The organism is Lachnospira sp. (assembly GCF_016290755.1).
Taxonomy (GTDB): domain Bacteria; phylum Bacillota; class Clostridia; order Lachnospirales; family Lachnospiraceae; genus Lachnospira; species Lachnospira multipara.
In genome coordinates this window covers 14,133-39,817 of record NZ_JAEEVD010000022.1, presented here as the reverse complement: position 1 = coordinate 39,817, position 25,685 = coordinate 14,133, and the positions used below count along the sequence as shown (strand labels likewise).

Sequence of the window (25,685 nt, the reverse complement as noted above, 5' to 3'; positions counted from 1 at the left end):
AAATCTCCGACTTTCCTATTAGCCAAGATTGTGTTGGCTCTTGTATGAGGGATAATTGACACGCTAAAGCTTGTATCATCAAGACCTGCCACAGTAAGGCTTATTCCATCAATTGTTATAGAGCCCTTCATTACAATACAATTTATAATCTCACTGCTAGCAGTTATCTTGTACCAATAGGCATTGTCATCTTGTCGTATTTTTTCAATTTTCCCCACGCCATCAATATGGCCTGAAACTATGTGACCTCCAAATCTGCCCCCTGCAAGCATGGCTCTCTCTAAGTTAACTGCATCGCCAATCTTTAACTTAGAAAGGCTTGAACGCTCCATGCTTTCATGCATTACATCTGCCATAAAGCCTGCGGCTGTAAGGCTTGTAACTGTAAGACAAACTCCATTAACCGCAATGGAATCTCCTAGCTTAGTCCCTTCCATAACCTCTTTAGCTTTTATTGTAAGAACTACGGATTTAGCTCCTCTTTTTATAGAAGCAACATGTCCGATTTCTTCAATAATTCCTGTAAACATTTAATTTCACTTCCTTCCAAAAAATCCGCTTATTTACTCTAAAATTGTCTACATATACTAGTAATTTTTATTCATTTTCGTCAGAATATTTTAAGTTACCCTCTAATAAGATGTCCTCTCCGATTCTTTCAAGCTCTAAATTATCCACAATAAAGGCATCTTTAGGGAATTCTACTCCCTGTCCTTCCACTGCTGTTTTAGCCTCAATACCTCCAAAAATTTTAGGAGCTATGTAGACCTGAATTTGGTCTACAATTTTTTCCTTAAGAGCTGAGAAATTAATTGTGCCACCGCCCTCAACTATTAAACTATCAATACCATTAGCTCCTAGATAATCAACTAAGGCTTTTAGATTGATAGCCTTATGTCCGTTTTTTTCAACTTTAATAACTGAGCTATCATTAATTATCTTTACCCCAAATTTCTTATATCTATCACATATCTTCTCTTCCTTAATAGCTGTAAATATCCAAGTCTCCTGCTCCTTTGCTGTCTGCACCACATTTGCCTCTATAGGAGTATTAAGATTTGTATCGCAAATGATTCTAATAGGATTTGATACTTCCTTTAATGTCTTATTTCTACAATTAAGCATTGGATTATCTTTTAGAACCGTAGCCACTCCCACAAGGATTGCCTTATTTTTATGTCTATCAAGGTGCACCCTTTCTCTCGCTTTTTCTGAAGTTATCCATTTGGATTCCCCTGAAAATGTAGCAATCTTTCCGTCTAGGGTTTGAGCTACCTTTAAAGTTACTAAAGGCTTCTTCTTTGTTATGTAATGAAAGAAGATTTTATTAAGGGCTAGACATTCTTTATTAGCCACAGGACCTTCTACTTTAATGCCAGCATTTTTTAAAATCTCAACGCCACGACCTGCAACCAAGGGATTCGGATCCATAGAACCTATAACCACTCTTTCAAAGCCCGCCTCTATTATTGCCTCAGTACAAGGAGGCTGCTTTCCTGTGTGGCAACAAGGCTCTAGAGTTACATAAATGCATGCTCCCTTCATAAGCTCTGCATTGCCCTCTTCGATGCAGTTTTTAATAGCTTCTCGTTCTGCGTGAAGCTGCCCATATTTTTTATGATATCCTCTACCTATGATTTGTCCGTTTTTTACAATAACTGCTCCAACTAAAGGATTTGGATTAGTAAAGCCTATTCCCTTCTTTGCCAGCTCTATTGCTTCTTTCATATACATTTCATCTATATTTTCTTTCATTAATCCTGCCTCCCTTAAACTCAATCAAGACTCGCTCGCGAGTCTTGTGCGCCGGATTCGGGTCTGCTGAAGCAGACAAATTCCTGTCCGAATCCGTGCGCATCCTCGCGGAGCGTTTAACTCAGTCGGAGCTTGTACTCCGACTGAGTTAAAAAAGCTTCGAAGAATAATCTTCGAAGCTCCAAGTACTATCACTAAAACTTTTACATGCATATTAAATGCTAAATTGTAATTAAAAAAACGCTCTGGAAAATTCCAGAGCGCCTAATAATCTAATCACATAATTATCATCTTCTACCATCCAGACTTTACTGTCGGCCTTGGAATCTCACCAAGTCATGCAATTGCTTGCTCGCGGGCTTTACCGCCGGTGTGGACTTTCACCACGCCCCGAAGAACTATTCAATTGACTACACTATATACCCATATATAATGTCTGTCAATATCCTAGAATGTATTCTTTTGATAAAATGTATCATTTACATATTCTTTAATTCTTTTTTAGAATATCTTTTACCATTAAGTACTATATAACCTGTTGTTGGTTTTTCATGCACCACATAACGATTAGGCATTGAGTACTCTGGTCTATGTGTGTGATCATATCTTGTTTCGCAAGTATAATCAAAAGACTTGTCTATCTTTTGTCCATTGCTAGAGAAATTGTTGAAATTCTGGCTTGCACTATTATTCATAGAAGCCGAATTCCACTGAGTAAAATTAGTCTTATTTACCTTAGTCTGTTGTCTTCTTGCCTGCTGACTAACTCTAGCATTCTGGCTATTATTCTTATTTTTCTTTTTACTTTGACCTATAATAGCTGAACAAACTACTACAAATACAAGCCATACTAGAGTAAATATCTCTGACATTTTACTTTATCTCCTTAACAGACTCTACTAAACCAGCTAAATTCTGGATTTCAGATGGTACAATAATCTTTGTAGCCTGACCATCAGCTACCTTCTCAAGAGTTTCTAGGCTCTTAAGTCTAAGAACTGTCATATCAGCTCCAGCCTGCTTTAATTTTTCAATACCATATGCGTTAGCGTCCTGGATTGCTCTGATAGCCTCAGCCTTACCTTCAGCTTCCTTAATTTCCTTTTCCTTCTGAGCTTCAGCAGCAAGGATAGTTGCCTGCTTTTCAGCCTCAGCATTAAGGACTGCTGATTCCTTACGACCCTGAGCCTCTAAGATCATAGACTGCTTCTCACCTTCTGCAGTAAGAATTGCAGCTCTCTTCTCTCTTTCAGCCTTCATCTGCTTTTCCATTGATTCACGGATAGCAGCTGGTGGGTTAATATTCTTTAATTCTACTCTATTGATCTTGATACCCCATGGATCTGTGGCAGCGTCAATAGTTTCAAGCATCTTTGAATTAATCTGATCTCTAGATGTAAGTGTTTCATCAAGAGTCATATCACCAATGATGTTACGTAGTGTTGTTGCTGTTAAATTTTCAATAGCAACGATTGGGTTCTCAACTCCGTATGTATATAACTGTGGATTGAAAATCTTGAAATATACAATTGAGTCGATCTGCATTGTTACATTATCCTTTGTGATTACTGGCTGTGGTGCAAAATCTGCAACTTGCTCTTTAATTAGAACTTTTCTTGAAATTCTATCAATAATAGGAATCAAGATGTGAATACCTGCACTCCATGTAGATTTATACCTACCTAATCTTTCAATTACATAAGCATTTGCCTGTGGAACAATTCTAATTGAGCACAACAAAATGACAACTAAAACTGCTAAAACAATTAAAAAAACTGGCATAATTTTTACCTCCATTATTATCAGCCTTTATTTTTTGTGTACTGATTTGTTAAATTTATAATAACATCATTTACAAAAAAATAAAACATATATATTTACATTTTAATAACTTAAACGTGGTATTTTTGACACATTAGTGGATTTTACACATTTTCATTCTAATCTCTGCAATTAAAAAGCTTGGTATAAAAATCTCTCATATACTTAGGTGTGAACACTATATGGTACTTACACATCCATTTAGTGTGTGCTAAAGAAAAAACAACCAAGTCTTATTAGACAAGGTTGTTTCTTCCATTTATACAAACACACTTTACAAATATGAGAATCTAGCTAATTTCCTCTAAGTGTACTTATAAGTTTTTTTATTTTTCTCTAGCACCAACATAATAAGGAACGGCAATAAATAAAATACCACCTACCATATTACCAAGTGTTACCCATAAGAGGTTATGGAAATAACCTGCTGTTGTAACTGCTACACCACATGGGTTTAAAAGAGCTTCTGTAAGGAGAGTCATGTTAGCAATACTATGCTCAAAACCTGATGTAATAAAGGCAAATAAGCACCAGAATACCATGATTAACTTAGCAGAATCAGACTTAGCTCTAAAACCTGACCAAACAGCAAGGCAAACTAACATGTTACAAAGAATAGCTCTTGTAAAAAGTTCAGGAGCTGTTGCTGACATTTTACCAAGTGCGCCATTAGCCATAAATGTACCTACAGCACCCTTAGCAAGTCCTGTGTAGTTGTAAATTAATGCAAGTACAACTGCACCAGCCCAGTTACCAAGGTAACAAACGATCCATACCTTAATAGCATCAAAAATTGATGTCTTCTTCTTTAAAACACCTGCTGTCATTACAAGGTTATTACCTGTAAAAAGTTCTGCACCACAGATTACAACAAGTGAAAGTGCGATACCAAATGAAGCACCCATAACTGTCTTAGTTGCAGGAGCTCCACCTAGCTGACCACCAATAGTAAAAATAAGTAAAATACCAAAACCGATAAAAGCACCGGCAAGCATTGATAATAAGAAATATCCAATAGGATTCTTTTTAAGTAAGCTTGCTTTACTTGCTGCACCATTAGCAGCCATTTCAAATTCATCTTTAAACATAAATTTACTCCTTTAATCTTTGCTTTTTTAAGGCCTAATTAGCTTTTTAGCATACCCCAAGCCTTTAAAAAATTAATGTTTATTATCGAAATGAATGCCTTCCCAATACACGTTATTATTCATAATAGTCTCTGGCATTAATTCTACATCTTTAAGTGCGAATTCTTTGAACTTTTCAAAGCCTACGCGATCAATAATGTAACCAATATGCTCTTTTCTAGCTGGAGCGTTTGGTGAAATATATTCTTCAACGAACTTATATGTATTCTTGATGATCTTAACAATATTTTCTTCATCAGCCCATACAAGGAAGTCCTTACCAAGTCTAGGATTCTTCTTACCTGTACGTCCCATGATTGTAAGCTTATAATACTTCTTTTCAGATCTTGTCCAAGCTCTTGTAGGACACTTTGTAACACAAACACCACAACCAATACATTTTTCAGTATCTCTTACAATCTTGTAGTTTTCCATACGAAGTGCTGAAACTGATAAAGATGTACAACCCTTAACACAAGCGTTACAGCTAATACATCTATCAGGATCATATTGTGGCATTGTCATACCAATAATACCAAAATCGTGCATACGAACCTTAGCACAGTCGTTAGCACATCCTGTACATGCAATCTTAAAGTGAAGGTCGTTAGGGAAGATTTCCTTATCGATTCTTCTTGCAAGCTTTGATGTATTATAGTTAGCAAATGGACATACATTATTACCGATACATGCAGATACATTTCTTGTACCTGATGCTGAATATCCATTAACATTTTCCTTATCTTCTGGATTCTGATTAATTCCTACCTTCTCAATAATTGGCTGAAGTAATTCATTAACCTTGTCCATATCTTCAAGATGAATACCTTCAATTTCAAAACCCTGACGAGTTGTTAAATGAACATATCCATTACCATATTCTCTAGCAATTTTTTGTACCATACCAAGTACTTCGGCATCTAGATAACCACCTGGAACTCTAATTCTAGAAGCTCCTATACCACGCTCTTTACTAATACGCCATGCATGTTTTTTGGCTTTTTTTGTATTTATATCAAGACTCATAGAAACCTCCTTAATCAAATAATTCCTTAGCTTCAGTGTAATTAAATACTGGTCCATCTAAGCAGACATACTTGTCATCCATCTTACAGTGACCACATTTACCAACACCACAGCACATCTTTCTTTCATATGAAGTCCAAATCTGCTCATCTTCTATACCAAGCTTTTTAATTTCCTGGATTGTAAACTTAATCATAATTGGAGGTCCAACACAGATAAATACTGCATTCTTAGAATCTTCAAACTTAAGGTCTGGAATATATTTAGTAACCATTCCCACAGGACCTTCATAGCCCTCTGGTGCTGCATCTACAGTCTTAATTACATTAATTGTCTTAGCCCATTCTTCAAAATCTGCCTTAAATAAAACATCTTCAGGGCTCTTAAAACCTGCAATAAGTGTTGTTGAAACTGCATCTTTAGGATTAGCTGCAAAATGCTGAATAACACCTCTCATTGGAGATACACCAGTACCACCACCAATAATTACGACTTCCTTACCCTTAAAGTTTTCAATATCAAAACCGTTACCATATGGTCCACGAATAAGTAACTTATCACCAACATAGTTTTCAAAAACTTCATCAGTAACCTTACCAACTCTTCTAATTGTAAAATCTACTAAGCCATCAGCAATACCACTTACTGAAATTGGAGCTTCACCATACTTTGGAATTGAAATTTCAAAGAACTGTCCTGGCTTAACATCACCATCAAATTCCATACGGAAAGTATATTCTAAATTAGTATGTTTAATTACTTCTTTTATCTCAGAAGGAAATGGAACGTATTCGTTTTTCATATTAACCTTCCTCCTTTGCTAATCTATTAAGAATTGCTGCATGTGAAATGTATTCAGGACAGACGTCATCACATCTACCACAACCTACACACATTGAGTAGCCAAATCTCTTTTCAAAATCGTAATGCTTATGCATAACCTTAAATCTTATACGGTCAGCCTGGCTCTTTCTAAATTCGAAACCACCAGCAATCTGTGAATAGCCATCAATCTGACATGATGCCCAAACTCTTCTTCTTTCACCAACCTTAGGATTATCCTTATAGAAGATATCCTGCATTGTAAAGCATGTACATGTTGGACAGACGAAATTACATCTTCCACAACCAATACATCTAGAACCATATTCTTCCCAAATAGGATTATCCTTAGTAGCCTTTGAAAGATTCTTAGGAATTGAAACCTTCTGCTTGTTTTCTGTTACATAGTCAGGTGTAACATCTAACTTGCTCTCTTCATTAAAGATAGCAACAAAGTCTTCATTCTTAGCATCTACTAAAACCTTGTCTCCATCTAGCTTTAAATATAAATCGTAGTCGTCAGCCTTATTAGTTCCCATAGCAACACAGTAACCTGAATCGCAAGAGTGCTCACAACCCATTAAGCAAAACTTAGCTCTTGCTCTTACTCTCTGGTAATAGAAATCGCCAAATTTATTATCAAGGTAAATCTGATCTAGTCTTTTAAGTGCATGCATATCACATGCTCTAAGGAAAATTAATAGGTCCTTAGTTGGTCCCTTTGGAACAGTAGTTTCATCTTCTGTAAAGTAGAAAAGAGTTTCGTTAATTGATAATAAAGCCTCTTTAAATGAATAATCGGATTTTTTATTCCATTCAATTTCATCAAGACTTGTAACCTTATCATAGCGAACAACGTCTACTTCTGAAAATGTACCGTCTCCTTTTTTTACTACAGGTGCATAAATATCATGTGTTTCCTGTAATGTCTTAAATATGGATTCCATCTTTTCTTTAGATAATTGATAACCCATAACACATCTCCTTTCCTTTACAAAAAGCGAATTTTATTTACGGATTGTTTTTTATTTAACAATCTTAATAACAAAGTTTTCCCCGTCCCTTTTTCTTAAAAAAAAATAAAAATTCAACAAAAAGTAAATTAAAAACCGGTCATACTTGATAATAATTATCAATTAAAACCGGTTTAAAATCTGTGATATATGTCACGCTCTATTCATTTTTGTTAAAAAATAATCAAAATTCGTCATATTTTTAGTAAATTTATACTATGGTTTTTAAACCATCCATATCTAAAACAGTAAGAACACCCTTTTCGTGCTTTATTATTTTTTCTTTTTTTAATCTAGAAATTATTCTCGATACAGTTTCCCTTTTAGCCCCTACCATATTAGCTAAAAGTGTTACTGTCACTTCAAATCTTATTCTTCTTCCACTTTCCACATCTTTACCATAGTCTCTTGCAAGTTTCCACAATCTTGCTGCAAGTCTTTTCTCAATTGGGAAAGTTCCGTTAGAATTACCTGTTTGTCTATACAATCTTCTTAGTTTATGAGCTAGAGAATTATATACAATTCTAAAGGCTTCATAGTCCTTAGCAAAATACTTATCTAAGTCCTTAACATAAATTTTAAGTAAGCTTACTTCACTTAGTGTTTTAGCAGCAATTGATGTTTTATCATCTTGCATGCATACCTCGTTAATAATTTCTCCTTCAGTGCATATAAATATAACTCTTTCATCCCCATATCTAGAATTTCTGTATAGGGAAACATAACCCTCAACGATTATGTACATATACTCTATTTTATCTCTTTCAATAAAGAGCACTTCGCCCTTGTCCTTATTAATAAGCTTGCCCAATTTAAAAAGATTATCTCTACTTTCTTTAGATAACTTATTTAGGACATTTCTTGATTTTACCTTACTGTTCATAGACTAAATATCTAATCCTTTCGAATATTAGCTTTTTTAGAATTTAATATTAACTATATTACTAAGTATTCTGTTTCTCCATCAACTTCTACACTTTTTATCTTACAATCAAAAACTTCTTCTATAACGCCTGAATCTATGCAGGCTTTAGGGCTATTGCAGGCCACAACTTTTCTATCTTTCATAACAACAATTTCATCAGCAAGTTTAAGAGCCTGACCTATATCATGCATTACAATAACCACTGTCTTTCCTTTTTTTGCAAGATCTCTAATAAGCCTATAGATATCTCTTTTACTAGCAAAATCCAGGAAATTCATAGGTTCGTCCATAACCATATAAGGGCTATTTTGAGCTAGCTGCATACTTAAAAAGACACGCTGCTGTAAACCTCCTGATAATTCATTTAGTATTTTGTCTTTATAATCTAAAAGATTAGTGTATTCTAGGGCTCCCATAATGGCCGACTTATCTTCTTTGCTCATTTTTCTTGTAAAGCCCATATAAGAAAATCTACCATGCTCCACTAATTTCTTTACTGAAATATTCAAGTTATTATCCCTAAACTGAGGCATAAATGAGAGCCTTTTCGCTCTTTGTCTAAAGCCTAATAACAAGAAATCTTCATCATTAAGAAGTATTTTCCCTGAAGTCACCTTACTCATACCATTAAGAGTCTGTAAAAGAGTAGTTTTACCACACCCATTAGGTCCAATAATAGCTGTAATCTTTCCCTCTTTAAAAGAAACAGAAATATCCTTTAAGATTGGAGTTTTTGAGACTTCCACACTAACATTACAAAACTTAAGCATTAAGTCTTCTACCTCCTTTTCTCATGAGTAAATATAGGAAAAATGGGCCTCCTGCAAGGGACAATAAAATTCCTACTGCTAATTCATATGGTGCAAATATAACTCGTCCCAAAAGGTCAGCAACTACTACAAGTAAAGATGCAATAAGCATTGATGATGGAACTAAAATTTTGGCATCATTTCCAAAAATGCTTCTAGCTATATGAGGCACAATTAAGCCCACAAAGCCTATTAAACCTGCAAAACTTACAACTAGGCCTGCTAGAAAACTGGCAATAATTACAAAAATCATTCTAAATAAGTTTACTCTAAGGCCAACCGAGTAAGCTACACCATCTCCTAAAGCTAAGATATTTAGAGCCTTAGAAAGAATAATTGTAATTATAATCGCTATGGAAATTCCTATAGCAGGTAAAAAAAGAGCATCCATTGTAACTCCAGCTAGAGAGCCTACTAGGAAATTAGTTGCATTTACATTAACATCTGAATCTAAAACTTTTATTACACTCATACCCGCTGATAAAAAGCTAGAAATTGTAATACCTGCCAAAACAATAGTAATTCTTGACTTTTCTGCAATATAAGCCAAAGTTAGTATTACAAGAGATGTTACAAATGCACCAATAAAAGCCATCATCGGTTTTAAAAATAAGTTATTAGGTGCAATTATCATAGAAAGCATTACAAAAAAGCCTGCACCTGAATTAACACCTATGGTATTAGGACTTGCTAGGGCATTGTTCATTACACTTTGTAGAATGACCCCTGCTATTCCTAAACCAGCGCCACAAAGAATTCCTCCAAGCACTCTTGGTAAACGCACCGACCAAATTATTACAGCCATCTTAGAACTTGTATCCCTAAAAGACAAAACATTTAAAAGATCCTTTAAGGGAATGTTTACACTGCCATAAACTAATCCAAGTATGGAAAAGATAACTAGTAAAATAAATACAAAAACAAGAATGCTTTTTTTACAAAAATTATTTTTTATCATAGTCCAGTCCCATCTAATAATTCGTTGGCTAAATCAATTAAGTACTTACGTCTTTTGCCTGAATCTGGCATTGTTTCTTTAGCAACTATTCTAGCCTCTGCTAATTGATCTAGAATTTCTTCAATATCACTAGGAATTGATTCTTCTATTTTCTTTCTAAGTCTTATGGCTACCTGAGGTCCAGCTCCACTTGTAGATACCCCCACAACAAGCTTTCCCTTTTTCATAACCGATGGAAAAATAAAATCACACATATCTGGCACATCTACCACATTTACAAGAAGATTTAACTTCCTAGCATCACTATATACTATCTCATTAAGCTTAGTATTATCTGTGGCAGCTACCACGTAATCCGCCTTTTCTAGGATTTCTTTATAATACTTTTCTTCAATAAGTTCCATTCTATCTGCATATTTTTTAATTTCATCAGATATTCTATCTGCTATTAAAGTGATTTTTGCGTCAAATGCTAACAACCTTTCCACTTTTTCTAAAGCAATGTTTCCACCGCCAATTATAAGTCCATGTAGATTTGTTACATCCACAAAAAACGGAAAATAAGCCATAGTCAATTCCTTTCCCTTTTAGTTTTTAGGATAAATAATATCTGCTAGTTTCTTGTAAGCCTCGCCCCATTTTGCATTTGGTTTAGAGTTATATAACATCTTATCTAAAACATAATAGTTATTATTCTTAACAGCTGTAAGTGAATTCCATGCCGGATTACTAATTAAAAGCTTATTTACATTTTCTAGGGCCTTATCTACATCACTGCCCTGAACTGTAACAAAGATATAATCTGGATCTTCAAGTAAAATAGCCTCCATACTTAAGTCTTCTAAACTCTTATTAGAATCTGCAATATTAACTGTATCCAAATCCTTTAAAATCTCGCCACCAACTGTACCAGTACTTGTTTTAACCTTAACTGAAGAAGCGGCTGCTCGTATAAATAAAACCTTTGGCTTTCTGCCATCAATCTGACTTTTAGCTGCTTCAATCTGATTACTAACATCTGTTACATTTTGCTTATATAAGTCATCTCTTTTTGTAATAGTTGTAAAAATCTCCATTGTTTTTGAGTAATCATCAAAATTATCTACATTAAAATAGGCAACTGTTATACCTGCATTCTCTAACGTTTCCTTAATTTCAACCTGACCATCTAACTTGCTTGATGCAATTACTAAATCTGGCTCTAAATTAATAATATTTTCCACATCTGGATGTAAATTACTACCTGTATTAGCCACTGATTCATCAAAGACAAAGTCATAACTTGTAAATGTATCGCTAGCTGTACCAACAACGCTTCCGCCTGCTACCATCCACTCATCGCAAAAACTTCCAAGTAGGGTAACAACTCTATCAGCCTTTGAAACTGTAAGCTCACGACCTAGGGAATCAGTAAATGTCACGCCTTCCTGATTTTGTGTTATATTAATATCTTGCTTATTATTCTTTTTTTCTGTCTCTAAACAGGCAGTAAAAGTCACTGCTAGACATAAAATTAGAGATAAAACTATCTTTCTCTTCATAATACTCCTTTTCAATTCTCTCTGATATTTTATATAATTTTAACACTTTAAATAGCTTATGTAAATATTAGCATCGTCTGGTGAGTTTCCCATAAACACTAGCTTTAAGGCCTATATTTCAATAAAATTTATAATAAATAAGTGTGATTTAAGTCATAGAGTCTTAATACTTTAGAACGGTAAAGTTTATATTTATTTTAGAACTTAATAAAAGTCAATAAAATAACCCCCACCACTTTAAAGTGGCGGGAGTCATCTCGTCTAAAAATATGTATTTAATTAGAGTTGGCCCTAAGCTTTTGGCCTAAGGCCTAGTTTAAGATGAAGCGTAATTATTATGCCTGCTTTGGAAGTGTTGCTAAATATGTTACAGCTGAAAGTGCTGCTACATTTCCTTCACCAGCTGACTTAACGTACTGGTAAGGTAAGCCTGTAATATCTCCACAAGCAAAGCATCCCTTAATATTAGTAGACATGTCACGCTTAACAACAACGTGAGCACCTTCTGTTTCAAGGCCTGGTACTAACTGTCCTGGAGAAATTGCATCTCTAAGAACAAATACGCAGTCTACTGCAATATCGTCACCCTCTGACTTAATAATTCTCTTTGTATCTTCTTTTACAATTTCTGTAGGCTTAACATTTACAACCTTAACAGATTCTGGTAAATCTAACTCTTCTTTATACATTGGAATATAAGTTACGTTAGCACAAACCTCTGAAAGGAAAGCAGCCTCTTCTTCTTCCTTCTTGCTATAGCCAATTACTGCCACATCCTTACCCTTGTAAAGTGGGGCATCACATGTTGCACAGTAACTTACACCATTACCTAAAAGTGCATCTTCACCTGGAATTGCCTTACCAGTAACTACACCTGTTGCAAGAATAACTGCACTTGCTTCATACATCTCGTTACCGCCCTGAATTCCGAAGAAATCACCCATATCATATATTGTACTTACTCTATCTTCTGTAATTTCAACTCCAGCTAGTTCAAGGTGCTTACTAAAGGCATCTGCAAGCTGGGCTCCTGTAACATTAGGTAAACCTGGATAATTCATGATAGCATGTGCCTTGCTAACCTTAGCAGACTGCTTACTACCAATCATGATTATATTCTTACCTCTATTCTTAAGAGTTAGGGCCGCAGAAACACCGCCTGGGCCTGTTCCAATGATTGCTACATCGTATCTCATGGCTTCCTCCTTTTTCCTAATCGTATTATAAATGTATTAACTACTATAGTCTAACTAGATAAGACTTGCAACACACTTTTCAACTTCTGACATCTTAGTTGTTGGTTCAAATCTAGCAACAACCTCACCCTGTCTATTTACAACAAACTTAGTAAAGTTCCACTTAATCTCTGAATTATTCTTATAATCACTATCAATCTTCTTAAGCATAGCGCTCATTGCTAATGCCTTAGGTCCTTTACCAAAACCTTCAAAGCCCTTCTGGCTCTTTAAATATTTAAATAATGGGATTGCAGTTTCACCATTAACATCACTCTTCTTGTACTGAGGGAACTGTGTATTGTACTTTAACTGGCAAAATTCATGAATTTCCTCATCATTACCTGGTGTCTGTCCTGCAAACTGATTGCATGGAACATCAACAATTTCAAATCCCTGCTCGTGGAACTTCTCATACATTGCTTCAAGATCCTTATAGTGTGGTGTGAATCCACATCCTGTTGCTGTATTAACAACTAAAACTACCTTGTCCTTGAAATCTGACATAGAAACCTCTGTACCATCTGGTGTTGTTACTGAATAATCATAAAAACTCATACTGAACCTCCATATTTAAACTTTTAATTGACACGAACTACTTAAAGCTATTATAACATAAACTTTTATACAATGTTAGTTAGTAGATGTCACCATATATTTTTTAGTAAATAACAGATTTAAGTATTTCCTGTTTAATTGCTTTCAATTAGATTGTATGCAATCTTTGATAATTTGTCAACAAAAAATAGAGATTTAAGATAATTTTTCTCAAATCTCTATTTCATTTCGCTTATAATCTACATTTTCGCTATATTTAATTTTATAAACTCCACCAAAAATTGACAAAATTTAGTTCTTAGCTGCTACAACTGCCTCTACTAAAGCGTCTACATTTGCATAATCAGCATCCTTAGCTCTAGACTTAATTGTAACCATATCGCCAATAATTTCTACATTCTTAAAGCCTTCAATATGTCCCTTCATCTTACGACCAGCTGTTGGACCCCAAGATCCGTTCTCAATAAGAGCGACCTTACGATTCTGGTATGTCTTATAAGAAAGGTCTACAAGGAAGTCTTCCATAGGAATAAATACGCCACCATCATAGCTTGATGCAGCAAGTACCATTCTATCAAATCTAAAGGCATCTGCTACAGCCTGAGACTTGTCCTGTCTTGTAAGGTCTGTAAGAACTACCTTCTCACCCTTTTCTTCAAGCTTCTTAGCCACATACTTAGCAACTAGTTCTGTATTGCCATGAATTGAAGCATAAGCTACTAAAACGCCGGATTCTTCTGGCTTATAGCTGCTCCATGTGTCGTATAAGCCAATATAGTAAGAAAGATTTTCAGATAAAACTGGTCCATGAAGTGGAGCAATCTTCTTAATATCAAGAGCTGCAGCCTTCTTAAGAACTGTCTGAACTGGAGCACCATACTTACCAACGATATTGATATAGTATCTTCTAGCCTCGTCAACCCAGTTGTCCTCTTCAAATTCAAGAGCGCCAAACTTACCGAAGGCATCAGCTGAGAATAAAACTCCTTCTGTCTCTTCGAAAGCAAGCATAACCTCTGGCCAGTGTACCATTGGAGCCATCATAAACTTTAATGTATGCTTACCAAGGCAAAGCTCGTCCCCTTCCTTAACAAGATGCTGTGGGTACTTATCTAACTCTACGAAGTTTGAACCCACTGAAAATGTCTTTGCATTTCCCACAACTGTTGTCTCTGGATACTTAACTAAGAACTTCTCGATTCCGCCTGAATGATCTGGTTCAAAATGTAATACAACTAGGTAGTCTGGCTTCTTTCCCTCAAGTAATTTCTCGATATTAGCAAGCCACTCGTCTTCTCCTCTATCATCTACGCCATCCATTACTGTAATTTTATCATCTAGAATAACATATGAATTGTATGAAACACCATTTGGAACTTTATACTGACTTTCAAAAAGATCTAAGTCCTTGTCATCAACGCCAACATATCTTATAGCTTCAGATATATTATTATCTTTCATTTATGTCACCTCTCTTTTCTATTTATTAGCAAGATTATTATTTATTTGTAATCACGCCTAAAGTAAAAGCGTAGCATAATGCTACGCTAATACTTATTTATCTTTTTTTATTATACTTACATTAACTATTAGATGTAAAGATTATTTTAAGCATTTTAGCAAAAGAAATCTTGTTTCCCTTAAACAAGGCTGTAACTCTATATAAACGTCCTGATAATATCACAAGAATTACTGATACTACTATGCTAACTGCTAGTGACGCAATTAACTGGCCTGTTGATATAGCTCCAAGTAGTGCAAAGCCCGGTACAATTAGGGCTGCCGTAAATGGAATTAAACTAGCCCAAATTGGACAAGTTCCACCTTGTAGTACTCCTCCAAATAAAACTCCAAAATACGAAGCTAGAAGCGCTAAAACATAAATATAATTATTACTTGCTGCCTCTTCTCTAGTTGTAGATAAAGCACCTGCAATAGCTGAAAGGCTTGAGTATAATACAAAGCCAAGAATAAAAATCATTATAGCTATTACAACATATAAAGGATTAAAGATATCATAGCGATTTAAATTCTTAAGGAAATAAATCACTGGATTTGTGTTACCTGGTCTAAAATGATCTGTAATAAGCACACCTGAAACTAGGCCAACAACTAAACTTAATACCCAGATTACCACCTGTAAAATAGCTGCACAGTTAATTCCAATTACCTTACCCGCTGCAAGAGCTTCTGGCTTAACAGAAACCAGCATGGTATCCATTAATTTGTTTTGCTTCTCCACAACTAAGGCCTGAGTCACGCCCTGACAATAGAACAATACCATAAAGTAGAAAAACATTAAATTTATGAATGGCACTATGTACTTAAGGGCCTTAATAATAACGTCACGAACGTAGGAATCTGCAGTTTCTGTATCAAGTTCATTTAGCTTATCATTTTTACTAATACCAGTATTATAGCCAGTGTAATCATAGCTATTAACGTCAGTATTCATAGCGATTGTCATAATCTGGTCTGTACTTAAACCAAGAGACATCACAGCAAAGATATTAGAATACTTATTAATGAACTTGTTATAGTTATTGATTTCCTTCTCATCATCTGCTAAGGCATCCGGTACTATAAGGTTTGTTTCAATTAAGTCATCCTTTGAAAATAGCTGCAATACCGCTACTTTCTTGCCTTGCCCCGCTGCTTCATCTGAAAGCTTAAGGGCTGTGTTTAAATTTTCTTCATTCACATAAACAATATTATCGTATCCATCTTCTGCAAGAGTATTTAAGGCATTAAAGTTTACATCTGAAGAGCTTACTTGATTTACAACGTAAATGCTCTCAAGTCCACATTCATTTAAAGCTGCATCCCTGGCTTCACCCTTACCATCCTTAGTTGTAAGCAAGAATAAAACTGTTGGTGCTATAAGTAGCACAAGGGCAAGAAATGCAGTTAGTGATTTAAAGGATTTTGTATTTGCCATGTTCTTAAAAGTGAAGGCAAAAACTTTAGAGAAATTCTTAAACATTTGTTACCTCCTCCTTTTTTCTAGCTAATTTAATAATATCCATAAACTTATATCTATGGTCATCACTTAAAATAAGTGTACGATAAACCTTAGCGCAAAGCATTGCTAAAGCAGCAACAACTAATACTTCGATAATAATAGAAATAATCATTGCAATTAAAGGTAAATCTCCAAGCATATATGTGATTGGCGCAAAATAGCATGAGAATGGAGGTATTATGCTTAACACAAGCATTATCTTCTCGTCAAAGAACTGTGGTCCAAACATAGCCACAAAAGCTACAACCATATTTACTGTAGCAACCACCTGAATGCTTGACTGAATATCCTCCATCTTGTTACAAGCACTTCCCATAATTCCTGCAAAAATCGAAAAAATAAGGTAAGTACAAATAAGAGAAATTAAAATTACAGCTACCACAATTGGTCCCTTACTAAACACAACTGAGAAATCAATAAAGTCGATTTCATACTCTAAATTGAGCAATGCCTTGCACACACTATTAGAAATTAAGGAACCCACTGTTCCAAGAATAATAATTGTGAAAATGTATGTCATAACCGCTAATATCTTACCTGCTATAAGGGCTAGTGGACGTACACTTACAAGGATTGTTTCTGCAAGCTTTGACGACTTTTCTTCCATAACAACTGTAACAATATATGAAATTGAAAGAGAAATTAAAATTACCATCAAAAGTGACATCTGATATGAAATTGTAAAAATCTCTTCCTCAGAATTCTTATTATTAATCATGTCATTGTATTCTGTTGATGTCATAGAATCGTTTGTACTAACTCCTGACATTACATACTGCACATCAAGGCTTGAAACACCAGCCTGCTCATATCTTTTAGCATTAAAAGTATCTGAGATAGAATCAAGCACCTTATCAAGTGTTGCATTGGAAATTACGCTATTATCTGAGACAACACCATCTACTAAATAAGATGCATTTTCATAATCTGTAGTTAAATATACTGTGATTAAAGTATCCTTAGCTTCTACATTTTCACCAAGACTTTCATCTACGCTAACAGAATTGCTAAACTCTGCTAATTCCGCCTCATAGCTTAGGGCATCCTTTGTCACTGCAATATAAGTATTAGCTAGATTCTCCCCAATAGCGCTAGAAACATCTTCTTTGCTTAGCTCAATCTCAGTACCGTTACACACAATAATTCCATTGATAGATACAATATCCTTATCATTATAGTCATCTAAAGCTGAGGATGCAGATGTTGCGCCTAAGTTTCCCGAAACCATCATTAAAGGGCCCATAAACCACATTAACAATACAAGTGTAATGAGTCCTATAAGGTATGATTTAGACTTAAACATCTGGCCTGTAGTAAATTTATAAACTGACTTTAAGCCTTTAAGACTATAAATATTTTCCTTTTTAGAACCTGCCATATTATGCACCTACTTCCTTAACGAAGATTTCATGTAGTGAAAGTTCGCTTAAGTCGAATCTAATAACTGTTATGTTATTGTCAATTAAAGTTCTAAGTAAGGCATTAGCCTGCTCATCTCCTGTAACCTTACATGTATATTCTTTATCCTTTTCATTAACAAGTTCTACACCGGCCTTGTTAATATAATCTGTGATATCCACTTCTGTCTTAATATAAAGGTTAACTCTTCCGTAAGATTTCTTAATCTCATTTAAATTACCTGAAACTACAGCCTTAGCTCTTGAAAGGATTGTGATATCAGTACAGAACTCCTCTACAACTTCCATCTGATGGCTAGACATAATGATATACTTGCCATTAGCAATCTGCTCTCTTACTACATCCTTTAAGATATCTGTATTTACTGGATCTAATCCTGAAAATGGCTCATCAAGCACGATTAAATCAGGGTTTGATAACATGGCAATAAGGAACTGAATCTTTTGCTGATTACCCTTTGATAACTGATCTGCTGTCTTTGGCTTAACCTTCTTAATTGTAGCTGTTCTTCTAGCAGCAAAAAGTGATTTCTTACCAGAATTTACATTATTAGCACTACCAATCTTTCCTGATTCAACTCCTTCAAAGTGTGGGTAAATGTATTCTTCCACCTTAAGTCTCTTAGCCCAGTACTTAATTCTCTTATCAAGTTCTTTTCCTGTAACTCCTCTTAAATTACCAAAATATCTTATCTGATCAAGTAATGAATACTTCGGATAAAGGCCTCTCTCCTCTGCCAAGTATCCGATATTACATGTATCAAAATTAAGTGGCTGTCCATTCCATGTAACTTCACCACCATTTTTCTCAAGCATTCCTAATATCATTCTTATGGATGTTGTCTTACCAGCACCATTACTACCAAGTAAAGCGTAAACCCCTGGCTCATTCATTTCGAAGGAAATGTTATCAACAACCGTTTTGCTTCCGTACTTTTTTGTTAAATTACTTACAATTAAACTCATAAGCCCTCCTTGAATAATTTGTGTTCGTGCGGAATTATTCAAAAAACACATTATACACCCTAATTCATAACGTACCTTTTCCTTTGAGTTTCTTCCACAAGCAAAAATATATCATAGTTTATAATTATTATCAATTTTAAACTATGCACTTTTTGGAAATAAAATTTTATTGATCGCACTTTTATATTTACTATGTGTTTAAAACGTTTTTTGGCATAAAAAAAATGCGATATCCATATTCATGAAATCATAAATTTCAAATAAAAATGGATATCACACTTATTATTCACACATTCTCATGTATTAATCTTCTTTTTTATAAACAATATAGTAAATTAATCCTACGAAAATCATTCCACCAAGGATATTACCTATTGCTACGAATAAGAAATTATGAAACATTGAAGCAATGTTTAAGTCTGCTAGCTTATCAGCTGTTAGGCCGTAAAGTTCTTCTGCCTTAGCCACATAGCTGTCATTGTGCTTTGCAAACAATCCAATAGGAATATAAAACATATTAGCAACAACGTGCTCGAAACCGCCAATTACGAAAGCGAAGATAGGGAAGAAGATAGCTAAAATCTTTCCTGCCACTTCCTTAGCTGAAGCTCCCATTAAAATAGCCATACATACTAAGATATTACAAAGAATACCTGAAGTTACAGCCTTTACTGGAGTAATTGTTGCCTTTCCTAGCGCTACTTTAATTGAATAAGCTCCAAGGGCACCTGATGTATAATCAAGATTACCGCTAAAATAAATTAAAGCCACAATAATAAGTGAACCTATTAAGTTAGAGCAAAATACAATTATAAGATTTCTTATAAGATTAATTACTTTAGTCTTCTTGTCGAGGCAAGACATAATCATTAAACAGTTTCCTGTAAATAGCTCGCCCCCAACTAAAACTATCATAAGTAAACCTACAGGGAAAATTGTTCCTGCAACAGTTCTAGCAATTCCAACATTAGAAATGTTGTGAACTGCTGTGTTACTTGTTGCACCACCTAAGGCAATAAACATACCTGCAAGAATGCCCATTAAGATTAGTTTTGTAGTTTTCATGGAGCCTTTTTTAATGGCTCCATTCATATTACCTTCGATTATTTCTTTTAAATTATTCATTACTTAGTACCAAAAATTCTATCACCAGCATCGCCAAGACCTGGACAGATATATGCATCCTTATTTAATTCTCTATCAAGGTGTCCAACATAAATCTGAACATCTGGGTGTGCCTTGTGTAATCTCTCAAGACCTTCTGGAGCAGCAATAATACACATAAACTTAATTGTCTTACCACCTGTCTTCTTAATCTGATCGATTGCATCGATTGCTGAACCACCTGTTGCAAGCATAGGATCTGTTACAACGATTGTTCTTTCTTCGATTGGATGAGGAAGCTTGCAGTAGTAAGGAACTGGCTCATGTGTTTCTTCATCTCTATACATACCAATATGACCAACCTTAGCAGATGGAACAAGGCTTAAAACACCTGGAACCATACCAAGACCTGCACGAAGAATAGGAACGATAGCAAGCTTTCTACCTGCGATCATTGGAGTCATGCATGTTTCGATTGGTGTATCGATTTCTACGTCTTCTACTGGAAGATCAGCTAATGCTTCATAACCTTCAAGCATAGCGATTTCTTCTACTAACTTTCTAAATTCATTTGTACCTGTAGCCTTATCTCTAAGCAATGAAATCTTATGCTGGATAAGTGGATGCTTAAATACTACTACATTCTCTTCATTATCAAAATTCATACTATTTCTCCTTATTGTCTGTGTTCATTACATATACACCACGGCTCTTGTCTCCACTTGGATTAGAACCGAATGTATAATCGTTACCTGGTAAAATTGCGTTAAGTAAAATACCAACAATAGCTGCAATAGCGAGGCCTGTAAGTGTAATCTCGGCACTTCCTACAGCAAATGTTAAACCGTCTGAGAAGCCTAAACCACAAACGAAGATTACGCCTGCAATAATTAAGTTTCTAGACTTTGTTAAGTCAACTCTGTTCTCAACTACGTTACGAACACCAATAGCTGAAATCATACCGTAAAGCATAAATGATACACCACCGATAATAGCTGTTGGCATTGTTGCAATAATTGATGAGAACTTAGGAATGAAGGAAAGAACAATTGCAAATACAGCTGCAAGTCTAATTACTCGTGGATCATGAACTCTTGAAAGCTCTAATACACCTGTATTCTCACCGTATGTTGTATTAGCAGGTCCACCTACTAAACCAGCGAAAGCTGTTGCAATACCATCACCCATTAAAGTTCTATGAAGACCTGGATCTTCAATAAAATTCTCTTCAACAGTAGCTGAAATAGCTGACATATCACCAATATGCTCCATCATAGAAGCAATGGCGATTGGAGCCATAACTAAAATAGCTGTAACATCAAATTTACAAATCTGGAATGCTGGAATACCTACCCAACTAGCAGAAGCAACGGAACTAAAGTTAAGAATTGCTGAGCCATCAGGATTAGTAATTCCACATGCATTAAGAATAACTGCAACTACATAAGAAATTACTACGCCCATAAGGATAGGAATAATTTTAAACATTCCCTTACCCCAGATGTTAAATATAATTATAACACCTAAAGCTATAATTGCTAATAACCAGTTTGTTGATGCACTTGAAATAGCTGAGCTAGCAAGTGATAAACCGATACAAATAATAATTGGTCCTGTAACTACAGGTGGTAAGAACTTCATAACTCTATTAACACCTACTAGTTTAATAATAAGTGCAAGTATAAGATAAAGTGCACCTGCCACTACAACACCACCACATGCATATGCAGCCTTGTCATTAGCTGACATTGTTGCATACATGCCATTATTTAAATTAGCAACTGTACTAAAACCTCCAAGGAATGCAAAAGATGATCCAAGGAATGCTGGAACCTTTAACTTAGAACAAAAATGGAACATTAAAGTACCAACGCCTGCACAGAATAATGTAACAGAAACAGTCAAACCTCTTGTTAATTCTTCACCGCAAGCTGCGCTAAAATATCCAGAAACAAGAATTGGGACAAGAATTGTTGAGCCGAACATCGCAAACATATGCTGTAAACCAAGAATTAACATCTTAGGAATTCCTAGTTGTCTAGCATCACGAATCGCTCCAGAATTTTTTTCACTCATAGTGACCTCCAAAATAAAAGTAAATATGTCCTAGGCGACTTATTAAAAATTCACCTAGGACATTATAAAGTATTATCTTCTCTTTTTCAAATAAGATTGTGAAAAAATTAATTTTAAAAAGTATTGTCTGACTTCTTATTATGATATATCAAATAGTCACTCAAACCATCTTAGCTAAATACACTTGTAGCTACACTTGATAATAGACCATTAGAAGATGATTTTGAACTCTGCTGAGCGCTGTTACTTGTAGACATTGTAGTGCCATCCATAACTGGAGCCATAAGAATCTTACCTGTTCCTCTATATACATTTACTAAGCCTTCACCACTAAGGCCTGAACCGATTAATGACTTAGTAGACTTTTCAACAGAGAAAGCTAATGAGCCAGACCATGCAATGGCCATGTTACCATCGATTCTTACTTCATCATTTTCAAGATTAATCTCAAGTAATTCCTCTCTTGGGAAGTTACTTTCTAATACTGCAAGACCCTGTCCCTGTAAGCAAAGGTTAAATAAACCTTCACCACCAAGAAGTGCTGAACTAGCATTATTACGCGCTACAACATGATCAGCAAGATTAGCATCGCAAGCAAGGAAAAGGCCATCATCTAAAACAACACCCTGTGGACCCCAGCTAGCAACATCTTCAATTAAAAGATGTCTGTAAGTTGGCTCAAGCATTAAGTAACCAGCACCATGATAAATTGGCTTAATTGCAGATTCACCAGTAACTGAGCCCTTAATCATCTTACCTACAAAACCGCCAACGCCGCCTACATTTGAATCCATCTGAATTCCACCTGTATGCCACTGCATAGCGCCTGCCTGTAACTTTACTGCCTCACCATTAAGAGTACATAAAAGCTGTCTTCTCTTAACATTCATCTGCTGCATAAAATAAGCTGTCGCAGCTGTATATGGATTAACTGACTTATCTGACTGATATTCAATTACCTGATAGTGACCCTTATTTTCGATGCACTTAATGTTTGCGTTGTTAAATAAATTATTTACCTGTATCATAATTTACCCCTTTTCATTTATTTTTTGTTTCATTAAATTTTTTGTCTTTTGCTTTACAAGATTTATATTATCATATTGTTTAATCTTTAAAAAGAATAAATTTACATCTTTTTATTCATTAACGTGCAAATTTTACATTTTTATAATTATGAAAATCTATCTTAGGCCAAAATGCACAATAATTATATAAATAATCCAAGAAACTATATTTAATCTGTAGTTTCTATTGTATTTCTGCTGATACAAGAGTATAATTATACTATAACGGAAGAGATGATAATTAAGTTTTGTTCTTAAAAAGGGGATGTCAACATGAGCGATTTTAGAAACTATCTTGACTATCCTAGGAATTTTCTTTCAAGTAATAACTATGTTAATCGAAATGACAGTATTAGCAAATCCACCAAAACTGCTAGTATTGAAACGTTGACCAAGGAAGATTCTACCACAAATCAGAGCTCGTTTGCAGAAGTTATGGCCGAGCTTGGAAGTTCTGGAAGTTCCTTCGATACTAAAATCTAATTAATTTATAAGGACCACTTTAGTGGTCCTTTTTTTATTTTGAAATCGTCAAAAATAATCAGACATAATTTGTTATTTTTTTCGATTTTGATTGATTTTGATTGACATTATACTAATAACATGATAAGTTATTAATATAACATAGTCCATTTTAGATGAATCTACATTTTAAAGAAAGGAGCTTTTATGCTAACCAAAGAAAGACATGACATCATAGTTAAAACTGTAAATGATAAGAACACTGTAACTGTTGCACAACTAGTAGAATTATTAGGAGTTTCAGAGGCAACAGTCCGTCGTGACCTTAATGCACTTGATAAGAAGGGGCTCTTAATAAAGGTCTTTGGTGGTGCTACTGCTATTCAAGAACCAACTCGTGTTAAGGAGTTTAATGTTCCAGAAAGAGCAAAGATTAATGTCGAAGAGAAAGATATTATTGCTAAGTATGCAGCATCTCTTATTCACGATGAAGATTTAGTATTTATAGATTCAGGAACAACAACTTTAAAATTAATAGATTATCTAAAGGGTAGTAAGGCTACATTTGTTACAAACGGTATTGTACATGCCGCTAAATTAGCATCTAAGGGTTACAAGGTTTACATCGTTGGAGGTCGCATAAGACCTGAGACAGAGGCTATTGTAGGTCCTGAATGTATTGATAGTATTTATAAGTACAACTTTACTAAGGCCTTCCTTGGAGCTAACGGTATTACTAAAGAAGCTGGTTTTACAACACCAGACGTAGATGAGGCACTCATAAAGACTAAGGCAATTGAGCGTTCATATACTTCTTATGTTTTAGTGGATCATACAAAGTTTGGCTTACTATCAACTATTAGTTTTTCAAATTTAAATGGAACAAGTATTGTTACTGACTACATTCCTGAAACTTTTAAGTATTTTAAAAATCTTACCGTAATAAAAGAGTTAAAAAAGAACTAATTTAGTTTCACTTAATTATGGGAGATTTTGGCAAGATAAATTCTTTAGAAAGGAGGATTTAAAGTGGTTTACACAATTACTTTTAACCCGGCTCTTGATTACGTAATGAGAATGAATGGCGATTTAGATATTGGCGAGACCAATAGAAGCCAGAGCGAAGAACTCTATTACGGCGGTAAGGGAATCAATGTTTCTGTTGTTTTAAACGAACTTGGAATCTCTAATGTTTCTCTTGGATTTATTGCTGGATTTACTGGAGATGCTATTAATGAAGGCGTTGCCAAAATGGGGGTAACAACTGATTTCATTAAGCTTCCTAGGGGAATCTCAAGAATCAATGTTAAACTTAAAGCTAGCAAAGAAACAGAAATTAATGCACAGGGTCCCGATATTGATCAGGCCTCAATTGATGCATTATTTAAGAAAATCGATGCAATAAAAGACGGTGATTGCATCATTTTAGCAGGAAGTATCCCAAAGACACTTCCAAGCGACATCTACGAGAAGATCTTAAAATCCCTTGAGGGAAAAGATGTTATTAAAGTTGTAGATGCAACTAAGGATTTACTTATGAAGGTTTTACCTTATAAGCCATTCCTTGTTAAGCCTAATCAGGCTGAATTGGGTGAATTATTTAATGTCAACATCGAAACAGATGAAGACATAATTAAATATGGTCGTATTTTACAAGACCGCGGGGCAATTAATGTATTGGTGTCATTAGGAAAGCGTGGGGCTTTACTAATACCAGAAACCGGAGAACCTATTCAAATGGGTGCTCCATCAGGAAAGGCTGTAAACACTGTTGGTTCCGGTGATTCAATGGTGGCAGGTTTTCTTGCGGGATATCTAAAGACAAAGGATTATTACGAGGCTTTAGCTCTTGGCTCAGCTGCAGGTTCAGCTACTGCCGTTCTACCAGGCCTTGCTGATAAGAAAACTATTGATATCCAGCGTCAAAAAATTGTTGATGGCGACTTTATCTGTTAAACAGATATTTAGCGCGTATAGATT

26 protein-coding genes, 1 pseudogene and 1 riboswitch are annotated in these 25,685 nt (G+C 35.0%); of the genes and pseudogenes, 3 read left to right on the top strand and 24 right to left on the bottom strand.

The features are described from left to right. The 24 genes and pseudogenes from QVA17_RS07040 to QVA17_RS06930 all read right to left on the bottom strand — a co-directional run. Positions 1–530: riboflavin synthase (locus tag QVA17_RS07040; protein ID WP_287387357.1), on the bottom strand; the 530-nt coding region annotated here is incomplete at its 3' end. 67 nt (positions 531–597) lie between these two features. Next, positions 598–1,755: a bifunctional diaminohydroxyphosphoribosylaminopyrimidine deaminase/5-amino-6-(5-phosphoribosylamino)uracil reductase RibD gene (gene ribD / locus QVA17_RS07035; RefSeq protein ID WP_287387355.1), complete on the bottom strand. Its 1,158-nt coding sequence runs from the start codon at positions 1,753–1,755 to the stop codon at positions 598–600. 285 nt (positions 1,756–2,040) lie between these two features. Further along, positions 2,041–2,157: riboswitch (FMN riboswitch) on the bottom strand. Between the two features lie 77 nt (positions 2,158–2,234). Then, the gene (locus QVA17_RS07030) at positions 2,235–2,627 is read right to left on the bottom strand and encodes a hypothetical protein (protein ID WP_287387353.1); all 393 of its coding nucleotides are present in this window, start codon (positions 2,625–2,627) and stop codon (positions 2,235–2,237) included. 1 nt (position 2,628) lies between these two features. Beyond that, positions 2,629–3,537, bottom strand: a complete 909-nt coding sequence (locus tag QVA17_RS07025; RefSeq protein WP_287387352.1) for an SPFH domain-containing protein — start codon at positions 3,535–3,537, stop codon at positions 2,629–2,631. 176 nt (positions 3,538–3,713) lie between these two features. Further along, positions 3,714–3,806: pseudogene (locus QVA17_RS12530) on the bottom strand (IS200/IS605 family transposase); the annotation flags it as partial. A 96-nt stretch (positions 3,807–3,902) separates the two neighbouring features. Then, the gene (locus QVA17_RS07020; RefSeq protein ID WP_287387350.1) at positions 3,903–4,664 is read right to left on the bottom strand and encodes a formate/nitrite transporter family protein; all 762 of its coding nucleotides are present in this window, start codon (positions 4,662–4,664) and stop codon (positions 3,903–3,905) included. Positions 4,665–4,736: 72 nt separating this feature from the next. Continuing rightward, entirely contained in the window at positions 4,737–5,729 is a 993-nt protein-coding gene (asrC, locus tag QVA17_RS07015) for a sulfite reductase subunit C (RefSeq protein WP_287387346.1), read from the bottom strand. Between the two features lie 10 nt (positions 5,730–5,739). Next, positions 5,740–6,531: an anaerobic sulfite reductase subunit AsrB gene (asrB, locus tag QVA17_RS07010; protein ID WP_287387344.1), complete on the bottom strand. Its 792-nt coding sequence runs from the start codon at positions 6,529–6,531 to the stop codon at positions 5,740–5,742. A gap of 1 nt (position 6,532) precedes the next feature. Continuing rightward, positions 6,533–7,525 (bottom strand): anaerobic sulfite reductase subunit AsrA, encoded by a 993-nt coding sequence (gene asrA, locus QVA17_RS07005; protein ID WP_287387341.1) that lies wholly within the window; start codon positions 7,523–7,525, stop codon positions 6,533–6,535. A 250-nt stretch (positions 7,526–7,775) separates the two neighbouring features. Continuing rightward, positions 7,776–8,447, bottom strand: a complete 672-nt coding sequence (locus QVA17_RS07000; protein WP_287387337.1) for a Crp/Fnr family transcriptional regulator — start codon at positions 8,445–8,447, stop codon at positions 7,776–7,778. Between the two features lie 53 nt (positions 8,448–8,500). Then, the gene (locus tag QVA17_RS06995; RefSeq protein ID WP_287387334.1) at positions 8,501–9,259 is read right to left on the bottom strand and encodes an ABC transporter ATP-binding protein; all 759 of its coding nucleotides are present in this window, start codon (positions 9,257–9,259) and stop codon (positions 8,501–8,503) included. Next, positions 9,252–10,256: a FecCD family ABC transporter permease gene (locus tag QVA17_RS06990; protein WP_287387331.1), complete on the bottom strand. Its 1,005-nt coding sequence runs from the start codon at positions 10,254–10,256 to the stop codon at positions 9,252–9,254. The genes QVA17_RS06995 and QVA17_RS06990 overlap by 8 nt, the downstream gene beginning before the upstream one ends. Next, on the bottom strand, positions 10,253–10,825 hold the full coding sequence (locus tag QVA17_RS06985) for a precorrin-2 dehydrogenase/sirohydrochlorin ferrochelatase family protein (RefSeq protein ID WP_287387329.1): 573 nt from the start codon (positions 10,823–10,825) through the stop codon (positions 10,253–10,255). Before QVA17_RS06985 ends, QVA17_RS06990 begins: the two co-directional genes overlap by 4 nt. Positions 10,826–10,843: 18 nt before the next feature. Continuing rightward, positions 10,844–11,797, bottom strand: a complete 954-nt coding sequence (locus QVA17_RS06980; protein WP_287387327.1) for an ABC transporter substrate-binding protein — start codon at positions 11,795–11,797, stop codon at positions 10,844–10,846. Positions 11,798–12,132: 335 nt separating this feature from the next. Continuing rightward, positions 12,133–12,993 carry an NAD(P)/FAD-dependent oxidoreductase gene (locus QVA17_RS06975; protein ID WP_287387326.1) on the bottom strand — a complete coding sequence of 287 codons (861 nt, stop codon included), beginning with the start codon at positions 12,991–12,993 and terminating at the stop codon, positions 12,133–12,135. Between the two features lie 54 nt (positions 12,994–13,047). Beyond that, positions 13,048–13,590 carry a glutathione peroxidase gene (locus QVA17_RS06970; RefSeq protein WP_287387323.1) on the bottom strand — a complete coding sequence of 181 codons (543 nt, stop codon included), beginning with the start codon at positions 13,588–13,590 and terminating at the stop codon, positions 13,048–13,050. Positions 13,591–13,881: 291 nt separating this feature from the next. Next, complete coding sequence (locus QVA17_RS06965) at positions 13,882–15,051, bottom strand: FprA family A-type flavoprotein (protein WP_027431260.1); 1,170 nt, start codon at positions 15,049–15,051, stop codon at positions 13,882–13,884. 121 nt (positions 15,052–15,172) lie between these two features. Next, positions 15,173–16,573, bottom strand: a complete 1,401-nt coding sequence (locus QVA17_RS06960) for an ABC transporter permease (RefSeq protein ID WP_287387319.1) — start codon at positions 16,571–16,573, stop codon at positions 15,173–15,175. Next, the gene (locus QVA17_RS06955; protein WP_287387317.1) at positions 16,566–17,990 is read right to left on the bottom strand and encodes an ABC transporter permease; all 1,425 of its coding nucleotides are present in this window, start codon (positions 17,988–17,990) and stop codon (positions 16,566–16,568) included. Before QVA17_RS06955 ends, QVA17_RS06960 begins: the two co-directional genes overlap by 8 nt. A 1-nt stretch (position 17,991) precedes the next feature. Continuing rightward, entirely contained in the window at positions 17,992–18,996 is a 1,005-nt protein-coding gene (locus QVA17_RS06950; protein WP_287387315.1) for an ABC transporter ATP-binding protein, read from the bottom strand. A 303-nt stretch (positions 18,997–19,299) separates the two neighbouring features. Further along, the gene (locus QVA17_RS06945) at positions 19,300–20,121 is read right to left on the bottom strand and encodes a formate/nitrite transporter family protein (protein ID WP_027431264.1); all 822 of its coding nucleotides are present in this window, start codon (positions 20,119–20,121) and stop codon (positions 19,300–19,302) included. Continuing rightward, positions 20,121–20,765, bottom strand: a complete 645-nt coding sequence (upp, locus tag QVA17_RS06940; RefSeq protein WP_027431265.1) for a uracil phosphoribosyltransferase — start codon at positions 20,763–20,765, stop codon at positions 20,121–20,123. The genes QVA17_RS06945 and upp overlap by 1 nt, the downstream gene beginning before the upstream one ends. A 1-nt stretch (position 20,766) precedes the next feature. Then, positions 20,767–22,176: a uracil-xanthine permease family protein gene (locus tag QVA17_RS06935; RefSeq protein WP_287387309.1), complete on the bottom strand. Its 1,410-nt coding sequence runs from the start codon at positions 22,174–22,176 to the stop codon at positions 20,767–20,769. 170 nt (positions 22,177–22,346) lie between these two features. Continuing rightward, on the bottom strand, positions 22,347–23,204 hold the full coding sequence (locus tag QVA17_RS06930; protein ID WP_027431267.1) for an AIM24 family protein: 858 nt from the start codon (positions 23,202–23,204) through the stop codon (positions 22,347–22,349). A 312-nt stretch (positions 23,205–23,516) separates the two neighbouring features. On the opposite strand from QVA17_RS06930, the gene QVA17_RS06925 reads away from it, so the two are divergent. From QVA17_RS06925 to pfkB, 3 genes are all read left to right on the top strand, one after another. Beyond that, positions 23,517–23,726 carry a hypothetical protein gene (locus QVA17_RS06925; protein WP_287387306.1) on the top strand — a complete coding sequence of 70 codons (210 nt, stop codon included), beginning with the start codon at positions 23,517–23,519 and terminating at the stop codon, positions 23,724–23,726. Positions 23,727–23,912: 186 nt separating this feature from the next. Continuing rightward, on the top strand, positions 23,913–24,671 hold the full coding sequence (locus QVA17_RS06920) for a DeoR/GlpR family DNA-binding transcription regulator (protein ID WP_287387303.1): 759 nt from the start codon (positions 23,913–23,915) through the stop codon (positions 24,669–24,671). Between the two features lie 63 nt (positions 24,672–24,734). Further along, positions 24,735–25,661: a 1-phosphofructokinase gene (pfkB, locus tag QVA17_RS06915; RefSeq protein WP_287387300.1), complete on the top strand. Its 927-nt coding sequence runs from the start codon at positions 24,735–24,737 to the stop codon at positions 25,659–25,661. Positions 25,662–25,685: the final 24 nt, after the last annotated feature.

Excerpts from the sequence above, each read along its gene's own strand:
- ribD (WP_287387355.1), bottom strand. The coding sequence starts at position 1,755 with ATGAAAGAAAATATAGATGAAATGTATATGAAAGAAGCAATAGAGCTG.
- QVA17_RS07030 (WP_287387353.1), bottom strand. The coding sequence starts at position 2,627 with ATGTCAGAGATATTTACTCTAGTATGGCTTGTATTTGTAGTAGTTTGT.
- QVA17_RS07025 (WP_287387352.1), bottom strand. The coding sequence starts at position 3,537 with ATGCCAGTTTTTTTAATTGTTTTAGCAGTTTTAGTTGTCATTTTGTTG.
- QVA17_RS07020 (WP_287387350.1), bottom strand. The coding sequence starts at position 4,664 with ATGTTTAAAGATGAATTTGAAATGGCTGCTAATGGTGCAGCAAGTAAA.
- asrC (WP_287387346.1), bottom strand. The coding sequence starts at position 5,729 with ATGAGTCTTGATATAAATACAAAAAAAGCCAAAAAACATGCATGGCGT.
- asrB (WP_287387344.1), bottom strand. The coding sequence starts at position 6,531 with ATGAAAAACGAATACGTTCCATTTCCTTCTGAGATAAAAGAAGTAATT.
- asrA (WP_287387341.1), bottom strand. The coding sequence starts at position 7,525 with ATGGGTTATCAATTATCTAAAGAAAAGATGGAATCCATATTTAAGACA.
- QVA17_RS07000 (WP_287387337.1), bottom strand. The coding sequence starts at position 8,447 with ATGAACAGTAAGGTAAAATCAAGAAATGTCCTAAATAAGTTATCTAAA.
- QVA17_RS06995 (WP_287387334.1), bottom strand. The coding sequence starts at position 9,259 with ATGCTTAAGTTTTGTAATGTTAGTGTGGAAGTCTCAAAAACTCCAATC.
- QVA17_RS06990 (WP_287387331.1), bottom strand. The coding sequence starts at position 10,256 with ATGATAAAAAATAATTTTTGTAAAAAAAGCATTCTTGTTTTTGTATTT.
- QVA17_RS06985 (WP_287387329.1), bottom strand. The coding sequence starts at position 10,825 with ATGGCTTATTTTCCGTTTTTTGTGGATGTAACAAATCTACATGGACTT.
- QVA17_RS06980 (WP_287387327.1), bottom strand. The coding sequence starts at position 11,797 with ATGAAGAGAAAGATAGTTTTATCTCTAATTTTATGTCTAGCAGTGACT.
- QVA17_RS06975 (WP_287387326.1), bottom strand. The coding sequence starts at position 12,993 with ATGAGATACGATGTAGCAATCATTGGAACAGGCCCAGGCGGTGTTTCT.
- QVA17_RS06970 (WP_287387323.1), bottom strand. The coding sequence starts at position 13,590 with ATGAGTTTTTATGATTATTCAGTAACAACACCAGATGGTACAGAGGTT.
- QVA17_RS06965 (WP_027431260.1), bottom strand. The coding sequence starts at position 15,051 with ATGAAAGATAATAATATATCTGAAGCTATAAGATATGTTGGCGTTGAT.
- QVA17_RS06960 (WP_287387319.1), bottom strand. The coding sequence starts at position 16,573 with ATGTTTAAGAATTTCTCTAAAGTTTTTGCCTTCACTTTTAAGAACATG.
- QVA17_RS06955 (WP_287387317.1), bottom strand. The coding sequence starts at position 17,990 with ATGGCAGGTTCTAAAAAGGAAAATATTTATAGTCTTAAAGGCTTAAAG.
- QVA17_RS06950 (WP_287387315.1), bottom strand. The coding sequence starts at position 18,996 with ATGAGTTTAATTGTAAGTAATTTAACAAAAAAGTACGGAAGCAAAACG.
- QVA17_RS06945 (WP_027431264.1), bottom strand. The coding sequence starts at position 20,121 with ATGAATAATTTAAAAGAAATAATCGAAGGTAATATGAATGGAGCCATT.
- upp (WP_027431265.1), bottom strand. The coding sequence starts at position 20,765 with ATGAATTTTGATAATGAAGAGAATGTAGTAGTATTTAAGCATCCACTT.
- QVA17_RS06935 (WP_287387309.1), bottom strand. The coding sequence starts at position 22,176 with ATGAGTGAAAAAAATTCTGGAGCGATTCGTGATGCTAGACAACTAGGA.
- QVA17_RS06930 (WP_027431267.1), bottom strand. The coding sequence starts at position 23,204 with ATGATACAGGTAAATAATTTATTTAACAACGCAAACATTAAGTGCATC.
- QVA17_RS06925 (WP_287387306.1), top strand. The coding sequence starts at position 23,517 with ATGAGCGATTTTAGAAACTATCTTGACTATCCTAGGAATTTTCTTTCA.
- QVA17_RS06920 (WP_287387303.1), top strand. The coding sequence starts at position 23,913 with ATGCTAACCAAAGAAAGACATGACATCATAGTTAAAACTGTAAATGAT.